The following is an 18,852-nucleotide window of genomic DNA, read 5'->3' as shown; positions in this document are numbered from 1 at the left end:
ATAATTCCAATTTACTGCTTCGCTACTCCTTCAGCAGCTTGTCCACGGTGCGCTCGAAACCGGCTATTTCTTCCTGGTAATACTTCCCGGTGCCGGGCCCCGAAAAGCCGGTGTGAATCTTGCGCACGTTGCCTTTCTTGTCGAGGAAAATGGTGGTGGGGAAGGCCAGCACCTGGGCCAGCTGCGGCAAAGACTTCGCGGCCGAATCCTTGTTGGACACGCCGGCCACGGCCAGGTCGTAGCCGATGTTGAACCGCTCGCGCATGGTGCGCAGCCGGGCCGAGGCCACCTTGTAGTCGGGGCTGCGTTCGTAGCCCAGGCCAATGATTTCCACGCCGCGCGCCTTATTTTTCTCGTACCAGGGGGCCAGGAAGTTGGTTTCGTCCATGCAGTTGGGGCACCACGAGCCCAGGATTTGCACCACCACCACCTTGCCGCGGTACTTGGGGTCGGTGGGGGAGATGGCCCCGCCCTCGAACACGCTGGGGAATTTGAAGTCCAGCCGGCTTTCGCCCTTTTTGAGATAGGTCAGCGTGTTGGCGTCGGGCAATTTAGCGGTGGGGTCGAGCACAGCGGTGAAGGTTTCGTGACCGGACCTGCCGGAGTAGAAGTCGCCGGTGAGGCGGGCGGCCGCGGGCGGGCGGGGGTCCGAAGACTTAATGCCGGTAAACAAGAAGCCGTGGCTGCCGTCGAAGGTGCTGACTTTTAGTGTGTCGCCATCCGCTTGGCCGGCCAGGTAGCGGTAGTCGCCGGTGGTCGTTAGAAAGGTGCCCGTTACGTCGTTGCCCCTTTGCTCAAAAATTCCGACTGCTGGGTACGTTGTGCCTGCTTCGTCTTTGAAGGTCACTTTCCAGGTGCCCGCAAAGGACGCGGGCTGAACCGCGGCAACCGGGAACAGCCGCTGCCCGCCCCGCGTGGCCGTGAAAGGCACCCGGTAAGGGGCCTTGCCGTCGTACTTCACCCAGGCCCCTTGCAACTTGCCGACGCCGTCGGCGCGGACCACCAACGCGGCATCGAAGGCCCCCAGGCGGATGGTGGTGGAGTCCCCGGCGGCGCTGATTTCATCGAGCACAAGGCGTTCCGCGCCGTTGCGTAGCGTGAGGGTGGGCCGCTGGTTGTTGTCGGCGGTGCTCACTTCGAACAGGAACGGTATTTCCTGGCCCTGCGCCGCCAATACGCCGCGCCAAGGACCCGGCTTGAGGCCGCCGGGCAGCCCGCTGGCGTCGGCCTCGGGCACGGTGAAGCGGTCGGTTTCAGACTTGGTGCCCGACGACTGGCAGGCCGCGAGACTCAGGCCCGCAACGGCCGTGGCCAGCAGGCGGAAGGAAGTGGTATTCATAAGTAACCGCAAAAATGCGAACGGAAGCCCGACAACCGCGCCCCGCGCCATTAGGTTGCCGTCGGCTTCTGCGGCTTCTGCGCAAGCCTCCGCGCCCTCTGCGGGAACTCGGCCCCGCGCCGCCCCCAAAACACCGTCCCCAAAACCGGCTTCAAGCCCGCACTCGCGCTCTGGGGCTAGGTCCGACTTGCCGCCGGTGCTACATTTGCGCAACCACTCAATTTTGAATATCCTATGGCTTTCGACCTGGAAATGATTCGCGCGGTGTACGCCGGCATGGGCGCCCGCATTGAGGCCGCCCGCGCCGCCGTGGCGCGCCCGCTCACCCTCACCGAGAAAATTCTGTACGCCCACCTCTACGGCGGCGATGTGAAGCAGGCCTACGAGCGCGGCGTTTCCTACGTCGACTTCGCTCCCGACCGCGTGGCCATGCAGGACGCCACCGCCCAGATGGCGCTGCTCCAGTTCATGCAGGCCGGCAAGGCCACGGCCGCCGTGCCCAGCACCGTGCACTGCGACCACCTCATCCAGGCCAAGGACGGCGCCACTGCCGACCTGGCCGAAGCCAACACCGAAAACAAGGAAGTGTACGACTTCCTGGCCTCGGTGAGCAACAAATACGGCATCGGCTTCTGGAAGCCTGGCGCCGGCATCATTCACCAAGTGGTGCTCGAAAACTACGCCTTTCCCGGCGGCATGATGATTGGCACCGACTCGCACACGCCCAACGCGGGCGGCCTGGGCATGGTGGCCATCGGCGTGGGCGGCGCCGACGCCGTGGACGTGATGGCCGGCATGGCCTGGGAGCTGAAGTTTCCCAAGGTCATCGGCGTGAAGCTGACCGGCAAGCTCAGCGGCTGGACGTCGGCTAAGGACGTGATTCTGCGCGTGGCCGGTATCCTGACCGTGAAGGGCGGCACCGGCGCCATCGTGGAGTACTTCGGCGACGGTGCGGAAAGCCTGAGCGCCACCGGCAAGGGCACCATCTGCAACATGGGCGCCGAGATTGGGGCCACCACGTCGGTGTTTGCCTACGACGAGAAAATGGGCGACTACCTGCGCGGGACCGGCCGTGCCGAAATCGCCGAAGCCGCTGCCGCCGTGGCCGCCCACCTGCGCGCCGACGACGAGGTGTACGCCCAGCCCGAGCGCTACTACGACCAGCTCATCGAAATCGACCTGAACACGCTGGAGCCCTACGTGAACGGCCCGTTCACGCCGGACGCGGCCTGGCCCATCTCGGAATTCGCCGCCGCCGTGCGCGAGCACGGCTGGCCCGAAAAGCTCGAAGTCGGCCTCATCGGCTCCTGCACCAACTCGAGCTACGAGGACATTACCCGCGCCGCCAGCATCGCCTCCCAGGCCGTGGCCAAAGGCCTGACCGTCAATGCTGAGTTCACCATCACGCCCGGTTCGGAGCTGGTGCGCTACACCGTGGCCCGCGACGGCCTGCTCGACACGTTCTCGCAGATGGGCGGTGTGGTGCTGGCCAACGCCTGCGGCCCGTGCATCGGGCAGTGGGCCCGCCACACCGACGACCCCAAGCGCAAGAACTCCATCATCACGAGCTTCAACCGCAACTTCGCCAAGCGCAACGACGGCAACCCCAACACCCACGCCTTCGTGGCCTCGCCCGAAATCGTGACGGCCTTCGCCATTGCCGGCGACCTGACCTTCAACCCGCTCACCGACACGCTGCCCGGCACCCACGGCCCCGTGAAGTTCGACGAGCCCCAGGGCGTGGAGATGCCGCCCCGCGGCTTCGCCGTGGAGGACGCCGGCTTCCAGGCCCCGGCCGCCGACGGCCGCGGGGTGCAGGTGCTGGTGAGCCCCGCCTCCGACCGCCTGCAGCTGCTCGAACCCTTCCGCCCCTGGGAGGGCAGCGACCTCAAGGGCCTGCGCCTGCTCATCAAGGCCCAGGGCAAGTGCACCACCGACCACATCAGCATGGCCGGCCCCTGGCTGAAGTACCGCGGCCACCTCGACAACATCTCCAACAACATGCTCATCGGGGCCACTAACGCCTTTAATGGTAAGGCCAACGAGGTGCAGGACTACGTGACCCAGGGCGACGGCTACACCACCGTGCCCCAGGCCGCCCGCGTCTACAAGAGCGTGGGCATCGGCACGGTGGTGGTGGGCGACGAGAACTACGGCGAAGGCAGCTCGCGCGAGCACGCCGCCATGGAGCCCCGCCACCTGGGCGTGCGCGCCGTGATTGTGAAGAGCTTCGCCCGCATCCACGAAACCAACCTCAAGAAGCAGGGGATGCTCGGCCTCACCTTCGCCAACAAGTCCGACTACGACCTGGTGGAAGAAGCCGACCTCATCGACATCCTCGGCCTGACCACCTTCGCCCCCGGCCAGCCCCTGCAGGCCCGCCTGCACCACGCCGACGGTGACACCGACTTGATTACGCTGAATCACACCTACAACCAGGGCCAAATCGAGTGGTTCAAGGCCGGCTCGGCGCTGAACCTGATTCGGCTGAAAGAGAGCGGCGGCGCGCAACTGTCGCAGCAGTAATTCTGTCGCTTTTCGGTTAATTGAAACGGCCGCCTTAGAGGAATCTGGGGCGGCCGTTGTGGGTTAAGATTACGCCTCGCAAAGCAATACAGGAAGATGGACTTGTTGAACCAAACACAAACTTATGTTACAAAAAAGCACATTGTTTGGGTACTTAAGCTCCCTGGTTTTTTATTTGCTTAGCCTTACAAATCCGTTGTACGCTCAAACTATAGTTGATAGTATTAGTACTACGAATCCTAAATTTCTCGTTCGCAATCAGAAAGGGCAACTCTTATTGGTGTACGACGAGAATCGCAAAGCATGGGAAGTGCCAGGGCTGCAGTACGCCGGGCCAATTAGCTTTCAAGAACTGGCAGACAAAGCGGCTCAGGAGTTTGGTATTAAATACACCAAGTTTAGCTTGGGAGGGTTATTTACTTACCATTATCCCAATCGATACAAAACGATTATCCGGCCTTATTTCACCATGGTTTTCGCTGGTTTTACCAATGAAGATGCTTTCAAAAAAGCAGGTCATTTTCAATGGTTTAACTTTAATCAAATCAAGGACACAATACCATATCCAGCGTCCGTAATGATTGTTGAGAAGCTTGTTAAAAAGCCAAAAACGCTGTGGGCGGGCGCTTTTGAAGAGTATGGCTATACAAATCCAATAACTAATCCGTCGGTGATTAAATTTCGAATAATTGAGCCAATTTATAAACTCAAATAAATTCATTAGAGAATCAACGGGATTATTGAACGGTGATGCAAATTGCATAATATGCGACATTTTTTTTTAAGAACTGCAATTCTTTCCATGACCCTCGTCGCTCTCGACAACTTGGTAGTGCTGCGAAGCCCATCGCAGGGAGGAAGAATTCTTTGACCTCTGCCAGCGCAACCCCGCCGCGCGTCTGGAGCGCGGCCGAACACAATATCATCTTTGTGCTCCCGTCGGTGCCGAGTCCAGCCGCAAGTCCAGCGAGGTCATTTCCTCATGCTCTGAAACGGTGAGCGTTGGCTGGGTCATGTCTACGAGTCGTCAGCCGGGTTCACGCTGCCCTACAACTCGGTGTGCTCGCCCGATGCAACGTGGCTGAGCCAGGCCGCGTTTGAGCAGGCGTCGGAGGAGCTGATTGGCTTCGAGCGGACCTTAAACGCGGAACTGGTGCCGCCGGGCGTTGTCCTCGATTTGCGCCCGTTGCGCCGCGGGTAGCGGAATAGGGCCGGTGGGTGCAGCCGCAGGGCCAGAGGACTTGCCGCGCGGGGAATGGCTCGCCGGCCGTAGTTTCGGGACGTAATTTCCCCCGACTACCGCAATGCCCCCACTTCTTCGCAAAACCGTTAGATTCACCCTGTACGCGCTGGGCGGGTTCGTGCTGTTTCTAGTGCTCTACGCCGCGGCGGCTTTCACGCTGCCCCTGGTGCCGGTGGCAGCCGAGCCGGTGGCCGCGGGTGGGCCGCGGGTGCCGGTGTACCTGTTTTCGGCCAACGGGGTGCACACCGATTTGGTGCTGCCCGTGCGTTCGCCCCAGGCCAACTGGAGCCGGCAAATCAGGTACGCGCACACCACCAGCCGCGACAGCGCCGGCTACGATTATCTGGGTTTTGGCTGGGGCGATAAGGGGTTCTTCTACATCCCCGGCTGGGGCGACCTCACCGCGCCCATTGCCTTCCGGGCCGCGTTTCACCTGGGCACGGCCGCCATGCACACCACGTTTCACACGGCCGCGGAGCTGAAGCCTGGCCCGCGGTGCGTCCGGCTCGACCTCACGCCCGCCCAGTACGCCCGGCTGGTGGCCTACGTGCGGGGCAGCTTCCAGCCCGCGGCCGACGGCCGGGTCCAGTACCTGCCGGGCCACACCTACGCCGGGCACGACGCCTTCTACCAGGGGCAGTGGGCCTACAGTTTCTGGCACACCTGCAACACCTGGACCAACAACGGCCTGAAGGCCGCCGGCCAGCGCGCCGTGCTCTGGACGCCGCTGGCCGGCGGCATGTTCAGCCAGTACCAGCCGTAAGAACCCGAGCCGAAGCAGTAAGAACAGCTCCAATGGAGTGGCAGTACAGCCTAGTGATGCGCCGCTCGCTTAAGAACTCCTCTGAGAGGCTGTTTGGATTATCTTTCGAATGGGGTAGAGACGCATATTTGCGTCTCGCCGTTAGCTTCACTGGCCTTCGGTTGAACGGTAATCGTTGAACCGGCGTGGACGACGAGACGCAATGATGCGTCTCTACCCCGTTCGGATGGCTTAAAACTTAACTCTAACAGCTTCTAGGCAACGGCGGGGTGTTCCAACTGCTTCGTTGCGGTCGATTGGGCTACTGCTGCGAGCAAGATGCCGCGGCGTGCGGATGCCGGATGAGCAATACCTTTTTCGTCCTTCTTACGGCACTGGCTCATCCGGGCCGTGCTGCCGGTTGCCGTGCCTCTCTAGCCCCCGGATTTCAGCCGGAACGCGCGCTGGCCGGACGCGTTGGGGACCAGCCCAGTGAGGCGGAGGTCAACATAATTTCCGGTATTACGCCAACTACCTCCGGGCGATTGCGTATGAACAAGCCGTTTGTACCAAACTTTTTGTTTTACCTACCCCCCTTTCCGTATGCGCAAGCAATCATTTTTCGCCGCTTTTCTAGCCCTGTTTCTGCTGCTGGGCACCCACCTGACCGCCGCTGCCCAGGCAACCAACAAAGATTTAGCGGCCAGTGCCGCCATCTCGCCCGACCACACCACGCTGCTCAAGGCCCTGCAAGCCGCCGGCCTGGCCGATAAAGCCAAAGACAAAGGACCCTACACGGTGTTCGCGCCCACCAACGAGGCGTTCGAGAAACTGCCCGCCGGCACGCTCGACGAGCTGCTGCTGCCCGCCAGCAAGGCCAAGCTCAGCGGCCTGCTCACGTACCACGTCGTGGCCGGTAGCTACAAGGCGGCGGCCCTCAAAGACGGGCAAAAGTTGAAGACCGTAACGGGCGAGACCCTGACGGTGAAAAAGCAAGACGGCACCGTGACGATTACAGACGCCAAGGGCGGTTCTGCCACCGTGAACAAGGCCGATATTCAAGCCACCAACGGCGTTGTGCATTCCATCGACGCCGTGCTGATGCCCGGCAAGTAACCAGTCGGATAAACGTTTTGTCGTCCTGGCTCCCCGTCGCCCGGTCCGCATCTGCGGGGCTGGCGGCGGGGAGCTTTTGCTGCTGCCCTACTTCAACCCCGGTGCTGCGGCCGCAAAGTGCCGCATCCGGTAGCAGTTCATGGCCGTTTCGCCGAGCTGCTCGATGAGTTTGTAGTTGGCCACCGCGCCCACGGCCGCCCCGATGACCGGTACCAACTGGGCCATTTTGGCTAGGTCGATGTAGTCGCGGTACTCCTGCTGGAAGGTGCGCCAGTCGAACTCGTGCACGTCGGCGGGCAGGGTATGGCGGTAGGCGTCCCAGTCGGCGAGGCGGCGGTAGGTGGCGTTGCGGGCGTGCTGGCTGCTGAAAGCCAGTTGAAAGACGTGCAGCAGGTACACCCGTTCCGGGTATTCTTGCACGTCGTGGCCGTAGAGCGCGGCCACTTCAAAAAGCAGCTTGAGCTTGAGGCTGAGCAGCAGTGGGAAATCGGCCAACCCCAGCAGGAAGCCCCCGGCGCCCGTCACGGCGCCTTCGGCCGTGGCCATGGTGCGGTAGTTGATGATTTGGGTGCGCACGGCGGCTTCCCGCGCCGGCAAGGTTCCTGCCAGCAGCGGCCGGCGCGTGGTGTGAATGGAGCCAAACAGTACTCCGCGCACCATCTGCTTGATGGCCGTGGTAATAGCCTGGTGCACCCGCTCGGGCAGCAGCGCGTTGAGGCGAATTTGCACCCGGCGCGTGAAGCGGTTCATGAACGAGGGCGGCCGCTGCATCTGCTGCTGCCACGCCTGCACCTCGGCGCGGGCCTGCTGTTCGTCCGAAGGCATGGGTTGGTGGGGGTGAGTAGGCATGCCCGAAACTACGAACACTCGCGGGGCCAGGCGTTGGCGCGCTACGCCGGCTCGGCCACGCCCAGGGCCCGCAGCTGCGGCTGGTACTTCCGGTAAATCACCCGCAAGTCGGCGTTGTGCTTGGCCGCGTCCACCCCGATGCTCACGTTGCGGGCGTGGAAGCGGTGCAGGTGGCTGATGTGCGGGCACACCACCGGCAGCTGCCCGGCCAGCAGGAAGCGCACGTACAGGTCCAGGTCTTCGGCCATGGGCAGCTCCGCGTCGTAGCCGCCCACCTGGTCCACGAACGCGCGGCCGTAGCACACGTTGCCCTGAATGAAGTGCTCGGCCCGAAAAATGGCCTGGAGCATGGCGGCGGGCGTGTCGAACTGCCAGGCGTAGTAGTCCTCGTTGGGCAAATAGCGGCCCTGCTCATCCACGCGCAGGAAGTCGGCCACGAGCCAGGGCCGGCCGGGGTGGGCCAGGATGTGGGCGGCGTAGTGGTGCAGCGTGCGTTGGAGCAGCAGGTCGTCGTCGTCCAGCGGCACCAGCCAGGCGTCGGGGGCGGTTTCCTGGATGAGGCGGTTGCGGGCCCGGCCGGCAAGCTGGCGCGCCGGGTGGTGCCAGTGGCGCAGCGGCGGGCCGGGCTGGGCGGCGGCCTCGCGCAGGTAGGTGGCCGTGCCGTCGCGCGAGCCGTTGTCGTACACCAGGTGTTCAAAGGAGAAATCGAGCGGGGCGCGCACGGTGGCGCGCACGCTGGCCACGGCTTCGGGCAGCAGCGCCCGGCGCTGGTGGGTGGGGGTGATGACGGAAAAGTGCATGGGATAGGGGAGCAGCCCGCAAAAGTGGCGAACAGCGTGGAACTGCGCTACTCTACCGGCCTTTGCGGCTGTGGGTTGCCCAGGGTTCAGCAAAAAAAGTCGTCTCCTGCGGCATTAAGCAGACTTTTACGCACTGCTAAGCAACCCCAACGGCCCTGTTTTGCGGGAATGACCGCGGGCGTGGTGCCCGTGGCCGGCATTGCCAACGGCGGCACCCGGGAGCCGTCGGCTTTGCGTTCTGCGGGCGAGCCCGCGCGTCCGGCGGGCGTTGATTTTAGGGGTGATTGCTGGCGCAACTGCCGACCCGGTATAGGCCCCAGCCGAATTTTTGTCGTACTTGGCAGCCCAAACTCACCGCCACCGCGCCGCCCCATGAACCCTCAGCCACAACCGTCCAATGCCTTCATCGCCGCTTCCTGGATTGCCTTATTAGCCGGCATGGCCGCCTTCGTCATCGGGCTGTGGAACGCGCAGATGCCGCTCAACGAGAAGGGCTACTACTTCACGGTGCTCATGTACGGCCTGTTCGCGGCCATTTCTTTGCAAAAGAGCGTGCGCGACCGGCTCGACGGCATTCCCGTCACCAACATTTACTACGGGCTGAGCTGGTTTTCCACCCTGCTGTGCATTCTGCTGCTGGTCATCGGGTTGTGGAACGCCACGTTGGCCCTGAGCGAAAAGGGCTTCTACGCCATGTCGTTTTTGTTGAGCCTATTCGCGGCCATTGCCGTGCAGAAAAATACGCGGGACGCCCAGCGGGCCGGCGCCGCGCAGTAGCGGCCCGCCGCCGTTTGTCCCCACCCACTCGGTTTTCAATGCCCTCCGCAGCTCGTAAGGTGCTAAAAACTGCCGGCTACACGGCCGGTGCCCTCCTCGGCGTAGCCGGTTTGTACGTGGCCTCGGCGTTTGTCTTTTCGCGCATCCCCGTCGCCAAAACCCAGCCCCAGGCCGCGCCCGACGTGCCCGTGTTCCTGCATTCCAACGGCGTGCACACCGACATCGTGGTGCCCATCAAAACCGACCAGCTGGACTGGAGCCAGCAGCTGCCGTTTAGCAACATCCCGTCGGGCGACACCACCATGCGCTACATCGCCTTCGGCTGGGGCGACAAGGGCTTCTACCTCGACACGCCCACCTGGGCCGAACTCAAGTTCAGCACGGCGTTCGTGGCGGCGTTCTGGCTGGGCTCTTCGGCCGTGCACGCCACCTACCTGCACGGCCTCACGCCCGGTCCCGACACCGTGCCGCTCCACCTGAGCCGGGCCGAGTACGCCCGCCTCATCGCCTACATCCAGAACAGTTTTCGGTACGATGCCGCCGGCCGCGTGCAGCACATCAAGGGCCACAGCTACGGCCCGGATGACGCCTTCTACGAGGCTCGCCGCGTGTACAGCTTCCTGTATACCTGCAACACCTGGACCAACAACGCCCTGAAGGCCAGCGGCCAGCGGGCCTGCCTCTGGACACCCTCCGACAAAGGTATTTTGCACCAGTACGGCCGGTAGTGGCAACTCGTGCGCAGTCCGCAGTGAGCTGCTGGCCCGGACATAAGCCGGCCCCGCCGGCCGCTGAGCCGACGGGGCCATCAAGACGAGATTAGCGAACCGGCGCGGCCTAGTTAAGCCACACGTCGGCCACTTGTTCGAAGCGGTGGGCGGCAAAGGCGCCGTACGGACGCTCGGCATAAAAACCGAGCACGTGTACCTGCGGCTGGCCGGTGCGCACGTGCGGCAGCACGCGCACGGCATACACGCGGCCCGCTTCGGGCCAGTCGCCAACGTAGTCGGCCGGGCGCTGCGCGTCGTTCACGCAACGAGCAAATTGCTGCAAAGGCAGCGGCGTGGGGAGTTTAACTTTCGACATGGCCAAAGATACGGATTATGCGATAGACTAAAAAATTTGGAAACAATATTTTAGTCTTTTTTTGGGGTAATTCCCTTGATTTGCGCCGGTTAGCATTACTATCCCACGAACCTGTCTCATGTACGTTGCGAGTGAAAAGCTGGATTCAGCAAGGGTTGGAAAACAATTTACTAAATTAATTAGTAAATAGCAGCCCCAAGCCGTCTGGTCAGACGGGCGGGCGTCCTTATGCTTACCTCCCTTCACGATTTTATTGCCTCGGCTCACCTCACCACTCGGGAGTTGCCCCTGTTTGGTTGCCCGGTACCGGCCGGGTTTCCTTCGCCCGCCGACGACCACCTCGACGCCCCGCTCGACCTCACCCGGCACTTGTTCCGGCACCCGGCGTCCACCTTCCTGGCCCGCGTCAGCGGCGATTCCATGCTGGGGGCGGGCATCCACCCCGGGGACTTGGTGGCGGTGGACCGGGCCCTGCGCGCCCGGGAGGGCAGCATTGTGGTGGCCGTGGTAGAAGGCGAGCACACCATCAAGCGCCTGCGGTACCGGGCCGGCCGGCCCTGGCTGGTGGCCGAAAACGCCCGCTACCCGCCCCTGGCCGTGGGCGAGGAGCAGGGGCTGGCCGTGTGGGGCGTGGTCACGCACGTCATCCACGCCCTGGGCGACCACCAGGTGGCCGCGGTGTAGCAAGGGCCGGTGCGGCGGCGGCTTTGTTTCAGGAACTTCTGCTTTCCAAGGACTTCTGTCTTGCTTTCATGCTCACACTGGCCTGTGCGCCGGTAACAAACGCCATGTTTGCCCTGGTCGACTGCAATAATTTTTACGTGTCCTGCGAGCGGGTTTTTGCGCCGCACCTGGAGGGCCGGCCCGTGGTGGTGCTGTCCAACAACGACGGCTGCCTGATTGCGCGCTCCCGCGAAGCCAAAATGCTCGGCCTGAAAATGGGCGAGCCCTACCACTTGGTGCGCCCGCTGCTGGAGCAGCACCAGGTGCACGTGTTTTCGTCCAACTACGCCCTGTACGGCGACATGAGCCGCCGCGTGGTGCAGGTGCTGAGCCGGTTCACGGTGGGCGTGGAAGTGTATTCCATCGACGAAGCTTTTCTGGATTTTCGGGGCCTGCGCCTGCTGCAACCGGACCTGCTAGCCTACGGCACCGAAGTGAAGGATACCGTGACGCGGGATACTGGCATTCCCACCTGCGTGGGCATTGCGCCCACCAAAACCCTGGCCAAGCTGGCCAACCGCCTGGCCGGCAAGCACGGCACCAAGGGGGTGCTGGTGCTCGGCACGCCCGCGGCTTGGCAGGAAGCCCTGGCCCAAACGGCGGTGGAAGACATCTGGGGCATCGGCCGGCGCTACGCCCGCAAGCTGCACGGCCTCGACATCCGCACGGGGGCCGCCTTGGCGGCCCTGCCCGAGGCCTGGCTGCGCCGCCACCTGGGCGGGGTGGTGGGGCAGCGGCTGTGGCGTGAGCTGCACGGCCAGCCCTGCCAAGAGTGGAACCCCGCCGAGTGGGACGACGACGACCAGCTGCAGTCCAATGCCACCAGCCGCCATAGCGTCACCTGCACCCGCTCCTTTGGCCGGCCGCAGCACGACCCCGCCGTGCTGGCCGAAGCCCTGGCCACCTTCGCGGCCAAAGCGGCGGAGAAGCTGCGGCGGCACGGCCTGGCGGCCCATTTGGTGACGGTGATTCTGGGCACGGACAAGTACGCGCCGCTGGCCGGGCCCAAAACGCACACCGCGGTGGTCAGCCTGAGTACCGCGTCGCAAGATGTCCGCGAACTCACACGGGCTGCCCTGCGCGGCCTGCGCCAACTGCGCCGGCCCGGCGTGGCCTACCACCGCGCCGGCGTGCTGTTCAGCGGCTTGGAACCCGCCGGCCAGGTCCAGCTCGGCCTGTTTGCGGGCAGTGCCGCCGACCAGCAGCGCCGCCAGCAGCTCATGGGCGCCCTCGACAACCTAAACGCAAGCTTCGGCCGCCAAACGGTGCGCCTGGCCGCCGCCGGGGTTTCCAAAACGGCCGATGGCCAGCCCAAGCCACCGACCTGGACCGGACGTTCGGCCCACCGCTCGCCGCTCTACACCACCGACTGGGATGACCTGTGGCAGTTGGGCTAACAAAATGGCCCGCCACCGATGGCCGGCAAATAAAACGTCGTTCGCCAAAACCGTATTCCTGTCTTGGCAACGGCCCTAGCGCACCTCCACCGCCCGTGTCAAGACGCCACTTGTTCCCTGGGCCCGCAGCGTGTACAGCCCCGGTGCCAAGCCAGCCAGGCTTACGCCAACCGAAGCGCCCCCCGCTTCCTTGCGCAGAACTTGCTGCCCCAAGGTGTTGAAAACGTGCACCGCCGACAAGCCAAACCCCGTGGGCAGCTCCACCCGCAGCGGCCCAGCGGTTGGGTTGGGATACACCGCAAAGCCTGCTACTGCCGTCTTGGGCCGCGTGGGCAGCAGGGTAGCGTAGACCTGCGCCGCCGCATCGGCCGCGGCTTGCAACTGCGGCAGGGTGGGGGCGGCCAGCACCGCAAACACGACGGTAGCGGAATCGCCGGGTGCCAGCTGCGCCAGCCGGGTGCCCACCACCTGCGACACGTCGGTTCCGCTGGGCAGGCCGGTGCTGCGCTGCGCGCGGGCGGTGCCGCTGCTCAGGGTCAGGAATTTTTCGGCGAGCGAGAAGCCGTCCAGCAAGCGCACGGGGGCGCCGGCCGGGGCGTTGTTGTCGAGGGCGTAGGTGGCCGCCGCGCCGCCGCGCAGCAAGCGGACCCCGGCGTATTGGGCCGGCACGGCGGGCACCGTTGGCGGGTCCAGCGCGTAGCAGTAGCCTAGGGCGCGGGTGCTGTCCCAGGCGGCGGCATTGCGGCCGGCTCCGTTGGGCGTGGGCAGGTCCCAGTCCATGAACAGGCCCGCCAGCAGGGGCTTGAGCGTGTCGGCGGTGAGGTTGCGCAGCGAATACTCCAGCACCACGAAGTCGCGGCGGCCGGGCGTGGCCCAGGCGTAGGCCCGCTGGCGCACGACCACCCCCACGCTCCGCACGCGGCTGCCCGCCACCGGCACCGTGTCCTGAAACGCGACGCGGGCTTCCTGGTCGGCGCGCGGGCCGGGCTGCTGGCGGGTGGCCTGGCCGAGGCTGAAGAACGACTCCCGCGACTGCCCGTTGCGGGTGCGCAGCCGGTCCGACACCCGGGTCGGGCTGGTGGCCAGCAGCAGGCCGCCTTCGTACAAAACCCCGACGCCGCCGCGGTAGGCAAGGCCCGTGCCCACGGTGCCGGCCAGGTTATCAAACGCCAGGTTGCCGCGGCTGGTGAGCGTCAGGGCCAGGTCGTTGGCGTCCAGCACCACGTAGTCGGGGTTGAGCAGCACGTCCACGTACTGGTCGCGCTGGTAGCCGTCGCTGGCCGCGAGGCGGTAGCGCAGCGTGGCCGTGGTGTTCAGCGGAATGCCGCTGGTGGCCACGGCCAGCCGAAACGGGGCGGCCGCGTTGGTGGCCCGGCCCAGGGTGGCCAGGTCGCCCACCGCGAAGCTCCCCTGCCGCACCGTGAGGTAGGGCGAGAGCGAGGTGAGCGTGACCGTGAGGCCGGCCACGGGTTGGAGCAAGTTCTGCACGTCGGCGGTCAGGCGCAGGGTGTCGCCGGGGGCGTAGGCCACGCGGGCGGGGGCAAAGGCGCTGGTGGCCACGCGGACCTCCCGGCCGGTGGTCTGGGTCAGGGCCCGCCGCATGTTGAGCCGGCCGGTGCCCAGGCGGCCCGCCCAGGCGGCGTTGGCGGGCAGGGCGTCGATGTTGTCCGTGGTCTGGCGCAGCTGGGCCCCCACCTGGGCCGCCGTGAGCCGCGGAAACTGCCAGCGCACCAGCGCCGCCGCCGCGCTCACCAGCGGCGCGGCAAACGAAGTGCCGCCCACGGCAATGTAGTCGGCGTCGGCCGTCCCGCTCGAAGTGGGCCCGTGGTAGCCGTAGGTGGTGAGGATGCTGATGCCCGGCGCCACCAGGTCGATGCGGTAAGAAAACGTGGCACTGGCGTTTTTCTGGTCGGTGCTGTTTACGCCCGATACCGACAGCACGTGGTCGTAGGACGCGGGGTAGAAGCGCAGGTCGGCGTTGGTGTTGCCGGCGGCGGCCACCAGCACGGCGTCGCGGTTCACGGCGGCGTAGGTCAGGGCGTCCTGCTCGAAGCGGGAATAGCCGCCCGGCGCGCCCCAGCTCATGTTGATGACCTGGCAGCCGTGGTCGGCGGCGTACACCACGGCCTCGTAGCCGGCAAAAGTGCCGCCGGGGGTGTTGGGGTAAATGTTGAGGGGCAGGAAGCGGCACTGGTTGCCTGCCCCGGCAATGCCCGCGCCGTTGTCGGCCCGGGCCGCGGCCACGCCCGCCACCAGCGAGCCGTGAACGATGGTGATGTCGTAGCCGGCGTCGTTGTCGTTGTTGGCCAGGTCCCAACCAGTGAAATTGTCCACGTAGCCGTCGCCGTCGTCGTCGCGGCCGTTCACGGGGTCGGCGTAGTTGTGCTTGAGCTGCGGGCGCAGGTCCTCGTGGGTGAGCCGCGCCCCGCCGTCGACGATGGCGATGACGACGCTGCTGTCGCCGCGGGTCACGTCCCAGGCGCGGTAGGCACCGATTTGCTTGAGGTAGTACTGGCTGGCCGTGAGGCTGGTCAGCGTGGAGTCGGCCATCGGGTCGTTGGGCTGGTACTGGGGCAGCCGGATGTAGAGCGGCTCCACGTACTCCACAACGCCGGTGGCCAGCAGCACGGCGCGGGCGCGGGCCAGGGGGGTGGTGGCCGGAATCTGAAACTGGTAGATGCCGCGCAGGTCCACGCTGCCGGCTATGTCCGGGTTAGGGGCCTGGGTATGGGGGAATTTCTGCTGGACATCGCGGGCCCCCAGCGTGCGAAAAGCCGCTTCCAAAGCGGCGGGCTGCTGGCCGGGGCGTAGCTTCAGCACCAGGCGGCCGGGCACGGTGGGCGGCGCGGCGGCGGCCACCAGGGGCCGGCCCAATCCAATCGATAACAGGAAAAATAATAATCGTAACGCGTTTTTCATCAGCCTGATAGGTGGAGGTTATAGCGACGGTAAATGTAAGCTCCGTACGTAATTGCCAAGGCGTTTGGACGGCCAACGGCGACAAAAACCTGACCAAGCTGGTTTTCAACAGTGCCTGCTGGCCCGCGCCTCCGACGCGCTGCCCACTGGCTTCGAGCCTTCGGGCTCGTTGTCGTTGCCGAAACAAGTCGCGCGTGCTTCGTCCAACGACCGCGTCAGAGACCCGGAACCAGTTGGCAGCGCGTCGGAGACGCGCGCCGGCGGGGGAAAGGGGCGGCCCCGCCGTAACTTGCGCGGCGGGCCTCCGGCCACGCCTTTCCCCCCGTAATCAACCCGTCCCACCCCGATGATTCAGAAGCACCAAGCCACCCTCGACGCCGCCGTGCAGGCCCTGCACGGGCGCACGTTCTTCGCCGCTTTCCCCGAAAACCCTTCGCCCGATATCTACGGGGCCGACGCCGACGCGCAGGGCCGCGCCCAGTTCGCGGCCCTGCGCGGCCCGCACTTCACCGAGCTGCACCAGGGCGAGCCCCAGGGCTGGGCCGGCCAGGAAGAGTCGCCCTACGAGCAGGTGTCGCTCGACATCAAGTACCCGTTTTATTCTCCCGAAACGCTCATTGCCAACGCTCAAGGAACCTTCGCCGAGTGGCGCAAGCTCAAGCCCGCCCTGCGCGCGGCTCTGCTCACCGAGGCGCTGGAAGGTATGAGGAGCCGCTTCTTCGAGATTGCCTACGCCACCATGCACACCACGGGGCAGGCCTTCATGATGTCGTTCCAGGCCAGCGGCCCCCACGCCGCCGACCGCGCCCTGGAGGCCATTGCGGCCGGCTACGAGGAGCAGACCCGCTTCCCCGAAGACACCCGCTGGGAGAAGCCCATGGGCAAGTACAGCATCGCCCTGCACAAAACCTGGCGCGCCGTGCCCAAGGGCCTGGCCCTGGTCATCGGCTGCTCTACGTTCCCGACCTGGAACACGGTGCCGGGCATGTTCGCCTCGCTCGTGACCGGTAACCCGACCATCGTCAAGCCCCACCCCAAGGCGGTGCTGCCCATTGCCATCGTCATCGCCGAGGTGCAGAAAGTGCTGATAGAGCACGGCCTGAACCCTGGCATTTGCCAGCTGGCCGTGGACGCTGACGACCGCCTCATCGCCAAGGAATTGGCCGAAGACCCCGCCGTGAAGCTAATTGATTACACCGGCGGCTCGCAGTTCGGCGAGTACGTGGAAGGGCTGAAGGGCAAAACCGTGTTCACCGAAAAAACCGGCGTCAATAGCATCATCCTCGACTCCTGCGACGACCTCGACAAAGTGGTCCAGAACCTGGCCTTTTCCGTCAGCCTCTACTCGGGCCAGATGTGCACGGCCCCGCAGAACTTCTTCATCCCCGCAACGGGCGTGAAAGTGGGCGAGGAAATGGTGCCTTACGAGGACGTGGTGCAGAAGCTCTCGGCCGCCGTCACGGGCCTGGCCACCAACCCCAAGGCGGGGCCGCACGTGTTCGGCGCCATTCAGAACCCCGCCACCCACGAGCGGGTGAAGCAGCTGGCCCTCGATGGCGGCCGCAGCATCCTGGCCCACGGCACCGTGGACAACCCGCTGTTCCAGAACGCGCGCACCTGCTCGCCGAGCATCCACGAAATCAGCTCTGATAAGGTGGAGCAGTTCAGCCAGGAGCTGTTCGGGCCCATCGTGCTGGTCATCAAGACCAAGGATACCCAGGAGAGCATTCGCCTGGCGGCCCAACTGGCCCGCGAGCACGGCGCCATTTCCTGCGGTGCCTACACCACCGACCCCGCCACCAAGGAGCAGATTATGGACGAAATGAGCCTGGCCGGCACGCCCGTCAGCTTCAACCTCACCGGCGGCATCTACGTGAACCAGAACGCCGGCTTCTCCGACTTTCACGTGACGGGCGGCAACCCCGCCGGCAACGCCAGCTTCACCAACCCGGAGTTCGTCATCAAGCGCTTCACCTGGGTCGGCTTCCGCGAACCGGCTTAGACGCTGCGCTTAATGAAGAATGAAGAATGAGGAATTAGCAGATGACAATTCTTCATTCCTCATTCTTCATTCCTCATTGCTGTAGGCAAAGGCCCGCTGCTTCGTCAGAAGCAGCGGGCCTTTGCCTACAGCAGAGCTCGCACGTCGTCGCGCAGCGTTTCGATGCCGCGTCGGATTTGTTCCCACACGCTGGGCTCGGGGCCGCCGGCGGGCGCGGGGGCCTGGCCGAGCTGCTCGGCCAGCCGGGCGCGTTTGGCTTCGAGGGCGGCGGCGTGGGCGGCGTAGGTGTTGGGCGAGCCGGCGGCCGTGGCGTGGGTGCGGTTGTGCAGGGTGCGGATTTTGGCGTCCAGCTCGTCGAGCGCCTGGCGCAGGGCCGTTTCGGACAGGTGCGGGTCGCGCGGCGCAGCAGAATCGGGGGGCAGGGCAGTGGACATGGGAAGCGGTCAAGCGAGCAGAAACAATCGGTCATTGTACTGCATCCGGCCCCGAAAGGATGCCCGACCCAGCCGCCCGCGGGCACGTTACCAACAAAAGCGCAACAAAAGGATAATTTCAACCAAGCTCGACCATTTTAACCATGCGGTAGCTTTGTGATACTTCATTTTTACCCGGTCTTGCCCATGCTTCGCTATTTCACTCTTGCCTGTGGGCTAGTGGCCGCAGCGGCGGGCCAGGCCGGGGCCCAAACGGCTTCGGTGGCCATTGTGGCCCAAACCGACAGCGGCGCGTCGCGGTCGACTACCGCGCCGGCCGCCGCGGCGCCGGCCCCGGCCGCACCGACCGTCTATTTCACGGCCGACGAGATGCCAACCTTCCCCGGCGGCGACGCCGGCCTGGTGAAATTCCTGAGCAGCAAGCTCAACTACCCCGCCGCCGCCCTCGACCGCAACCTGTCGGGCAAAGTGTACCTCACCTTCACCGTCGACCCCGAAGGCCACCTGCACGACCCACGCGTAGTGCGCGGCCTCGGCTCTGGCCTCGACGAGGAAGCCCTGCGCCTCGTGCGCCTCATGCCCTGGTGGAACCCCGGCAAAATCCACGGCCAGCCCGTGTGGGTCACCATGACCATGCCCATCACCTTCCGGGCGCTGTGACGCTGCGCTTAATAGGGGAATGAGGAATGCGCAGACGGAACGTCATGTCGAGCTTGCCGAGACATCTCGCGTGGGGGAGTAATCCAATCGCGCGCCGGTTTTGATTACTCCCCCACGCGAGATGTCTCGGCAAGCTCGACATGACGTTCCGTCTGCGCATTCACATTCCCCTATTAAGCGCAGCGTCACAGCGCCCGGAAGGTGATGGGCATGGTCATGGTGACCCACACGGGCTGGCC

At 64.8% G+C, this 18,852-nt stretch carries 17 protein-coding genes; 11 read left to right on the top strand and 6 right to left on the bottom strand.

The window, feature by feature from the left end; translation table 11 throughout:
* Positions 1–22: 22 nt before the first annotated feature.
* The gene (locus RMO51_RS09010; protein WP_310393956.1) at positions 23–1,339 is read right to left on the bottom strand and encodes a TlpA disulfide reductase family protein; all 1,317 of its coding nucleotides are present in this window, start codon (positions 1,337–1,339) and stop codon (positions 23–25) included.
* 234 nt (positions 1,340–1,573) lie between these two features.
* On the opposite strand from RMO51_RS09010, the gene RMO51_RS09005 reads away from it, so the two are divergent.
* From RMO51_RS09005 to RMO51_RS08985, 5 genes are all read left to right on the top strand, one after another.
* Positions 1,574–3,865: an aconitate hydratase gene (locus tag RMO51_RS09005; RefSeq protein WP_310393954.1), complete on the top strand. Its 2,292-nt coding sequence runs from the start codon at positions 1,574–1,576 to the stop codon at positions 3,863–3,865.
* Positions 3,866–3,989: 124 nt separating this feature from the next.
* The gene (locus RMO51_RS09000; protein ID WP_310393952.1) at positions 3,990–4,580 is read left to right on the top strand and encodes a hypothetical protein; all 591 of its coding nucleotides are present in this window, start codon (positions 3,990–3,992) and stop codon (positions 4,578–4,580) included.
* A gap of 342 nt (positions 4,581–4,922) precedes the next feature.
* Complete coding sequence (locus tag RMO51_RS08995) at positions 4,923–5,066, top strand: hypothetical protein (protein ID WP_310393950.1); 144 nt, start codon at positions 4,923–4,925, stop codon at positions 5,064–5,066.
* A gap of 103 nt (positions 5,067–5,169) precedes the next feature.
* Positions 5,170–5,871: a DUF2459 domain-containing protein gene (locus RMO51_RS08990; RefSeq protein ID WP_310393948.1), complete on the top strand. Its 702-nt coding sequence runs from the start codon at positions 5,170–5,172 to the stop codon at positions 5,869–5,871.
* 582 nt (positions 5,872–6,453) lie between these two features.
* Positions 6,454–6,966 (top strand): fasciclin domain-containing protein, encoded by a 513-nt coding sequence (locus tag RMO51_RS08985; protein WP_310393946.1) that lies wholly within the window; start codon positions 6,454–6,456, stop codon positions 6,964–6,966.
* An 87-nt stretch (positions 6,967–7,053) separates the two neighbouring features.
* On the opposite strand, the gene RMO51_RS08980 is transcribed toward RMO51_RS08985, so the two are convergent.
* Both RMO51_RS08980 and RMO51_RS08975 read right to left on the bottom strand, forming a co-directional pair.
* A complete protein-coding gene (locus RMO51_RS08980; protein WP_310393944.1) occupies positions 7,054–7,791 on the bottom strand; it encodes an EcsC family protein in 738 nt (245 codons plus the stop codon).
* 65 nt (positions 7,792–7,856) lie between these two features.
* Positions 7,857–8,615, bottom strand: coding sequence for a glycosyltransferase (locus RMO51_RS08975; protein ID WP_310393943.1), 759 nt, complete (start codon positions 8,613–8,615; stop codon positions 7,857–7,859).
* Between the two features lie 372 nt (positions 8,616–8,987).
* Here RMO51_RS08975 and yiaA point away from each other — a divergent pair, with 372 nt between their 5' ends.
* Both yiaA and RMO51_RS08965 read left to right on the top strand, forming a co-directional pair.
* Positions 8,988–9,392 carry an inner membrane protein YiaA gene (gene yiaA / locus RMO51_RS08970; RefSeq protein WP_310393941.1) on the top strand — a complete coding sequence of 135 codons (405 nt, stop codon included), beginning with the start codon at positions 8,988–8,990 and terminating at the stop codon, positions 9,390–9,392.
* A gap of 59 nt (positions 9,393–9,451) precedes the next feature.
* Positions 9,452–10,120, top strand: a complete 669-nt coding sequence (locus RMO51_RS08965; protein WP_310393939.1) for a TIGR02117 family protein — start codon at positions 9,452–9,454, stop codon at positions 10,118–10,120.
* Positions 10,121–10,229: 109 nt separating this feature from the next.
* On the opposite strand, the gene RMO51_RS08960 is transcribed toward RMO51_RS08965, so the two are convergent.
* Positions 10,230–10,478, bottom strand: a complete 249-nt coding sequence (locus RMO51_RS08960) for a hypothetical protein (protein WP_310393938.1) — start codon at positions 10,476–10,478, stop codon at positions 10,230–10,232.
* Between the two features lie 228 nt (positions 10,479–10,706).
* Here RMO51_RS08960 and RMO51_RS08955 point away from each other — a divergent pair, with 228 nt between their 5' ends.
* Entirely contained in the window at positions 10,707–11,162 is a 456-nt protein-coding gene (locus RMO51_RS08955; RefSeq protein WP_310393937.1) for a translesion error-prone DNA polymerase V autoproteolytic subunit, read from the top strand.
* Positions 11,163–11,230: 68 nt separating this feature from the next.
* Positions 11,231–12,598 carry a Y-family DNA polymerase gene (locus RMO51_RS08950; protein WP_310393935.1) on the top strand — a complete coding sequence of 456 codons (1,368 nt, stop codon included), beginning with the start codon at positions 11,231–11,233 and terminating at the stop codon, positions 12,596–12,598.
* A gap of 75 nt (positions 12,599–12,673) precedes the next feature.
* On the opposite strand, the gene RMO51_RS08945 is transcribed toward RMO51_RS08950, so the two are convergent.
* Positions 12,674–15,517: a S8 family peptidase gene (locus RMO51_RS08945; protein ID WP_310393934.1), complete on the bottom strand. Its 2,844-nt coding sequence runs from the start codon at positions 15,515–15,517 to the stop codon at positions 12,674–12,676.
* Between the two features lie 346 nt (positions 15,518–15,863).
* Here RMO51_RS08945 and paaN point away from each other — a divergent pair, with 346 nt between their 5' ends.
* Complete coding sequence (gene paaN, locus RMO51_RS08940) at positions 15,864–17,519, top strand: phenylacetic acid degradation protein PaaN (RefSeq protein ID WP_310393932.1); 1,656 nt, start codon at positions 15,864–15,866, stop codon at positions 17,517–17,519.
* Between the two features lie 125 nt (positions 17,520–17,644).
* On the opposite strand, the gene RMO51_RS08935 is transcribed toward paaN, so the two are convergent.
* A complete protein-coding gene (locus tag RMO51_RS08935) occupies positions 17,645–17,953 on the bottom strand; it encodes a hypothetical protein (RefSeq protein ID WP_310393930.1) in 309 nt (102 codons plus the stop codon).
* A 186-nt stretch (positions 17,954–18,139) separates the two neighbouring features.
* Between RMO51_RS08935 and RMO51_RS08930 the strand changes: the two genes are divergently transcribed.
* Positions 18,140–18,613 carry an energy transducer TonB gene (locus RMO51_RS08930; RefSeq protein WP_310393928.1) on the top strand — a complete coding sequence of 158 codons (474 nt, stop codon included), beginning with the start codon at positions 18,140–18,142 and terminating at the stop codon, positions 18,611–18,613.
* The last annotated feature ends 239 nt before the right edge of the window (positions 18,614–18,852 follow it).

Origin of the sequence: Hymenobacter sp. (assembly GCF_031398885.1) — a bacterium.
GTDB lineage: Bacteria > Bacteroidota > Bacteroidia > Cytophagales > Hymenobacteraceae > Hymenobacter.
Note: the sequence above shows the minus strand (reverse complement) of the source record. Positions and strands in the feature narration are given on the sequence as shown.

Bases quoted from the DNA above. Each gene is read 5' to 3' on its own strand.
- RMO51_RS09010 (WP_310393956.1), bottom strand. From the start codon at position 1,339: ATGAATACCACTTCCTTCCGCCTGCTGGCCACGGCCGTTGCGGGCCTG.
- RMO51_RS09005 (WP_310393954.1), top strand. From the start codon at position 1,574: ATGGCTTTCGACCTGGAAATGATTCGCGCGGTGTACGCCGGCATGGGC.
- RMO51_RS09000 (WP_310393952.1), top strand. From the start codon at position 3,990: ATGTTACAAAAAAGCACATTGTTTGGGTACTTAAGCTCCCTGGTTTTT.
- RMO51_RS08990 (WP_310393948.1), top strand. From the start codon at position 5,170: ATGCCCCCACTTCTTCGCAAAACCGTTAGATTCACCCTGTACGCGCTG.
- RMO51_RS08985 (WP_310393946.1), top strand. From the start codon at position 6,454: ATGCGCAAGCAATCATTTTTCGCCGCTTTTCTAGCCCTGTTTCTGCTG.
- RMO51_RS08980 (WP_310393944.1), bottom strand. From the start codon at position 7,791: ATGCCTTCGGACGAACAGCAGGCCCGCGCCGAGGTGCAGGCGTGGCAG.
- RMO51_RS08975 (WP_310393943.1), bottom strand. From the start codon at position 8,615: ATGCACTTTTCCGTCATCACCCCCACCCACCAGCGCCGGGCGCTGCTG.
- yiaA (WP_310393941.1), top strand. From the start codon at position 8,988: ATGAACCCTCAGCCACAACCGTCCAATGCCTTCATCGCCGCTTCCTGG.
- RMO51_RS08960 (WP_310393938.1), bottom strand. From the start codon at position 10,478: ATGTCGAAAGTTAAACTCCCCACGCCGCTGCCTTTGCAGCAATTTGCT.
- RMO51_RS08955 (WP_310393937.1), top strand. From the start codon at position 10,707: ATGCTTACCTCCCTTCACGATTTTATTGCCTCGGCTCACCTCACCACT.
- RMO51_RS08950 (WP_310393935.1), top strand. From the start codon at position 11,231: ATGCTCACACTGGCCTGTGCGCCGGTAACAAACGCCATGTTTGCCCTG.
- RMO51_RS08945 (WP_310393934.1), bottom strand. From the start codon at position 15,517: ATGAAAAACGCGTTACGATTATTATTTTTCCTGTTATCGATTGGATTG.
- paaN (WP_310393932.1), top strand. From the start codon at position 15,864: ATGATTCAGAAGCACCAAGCCACCCTCGACGCCGCCGTGCAGGCCCTG.
- RMO51_RS08935 (WP_310393930.1), bottom strand. From the start codon at position 17,953: ATGTCCACTGCCCTGCCCCCCGATTCTGCTGCGCCGCGCGACCCGCAC.
- RMO51_RS08930 (WP_310393928.1), top strand. From the start codon at position 18,140: ATGCTTCGCTATTTCACTCTTGCCTGTGGGCTAGTGGCCGCAGCGGCG.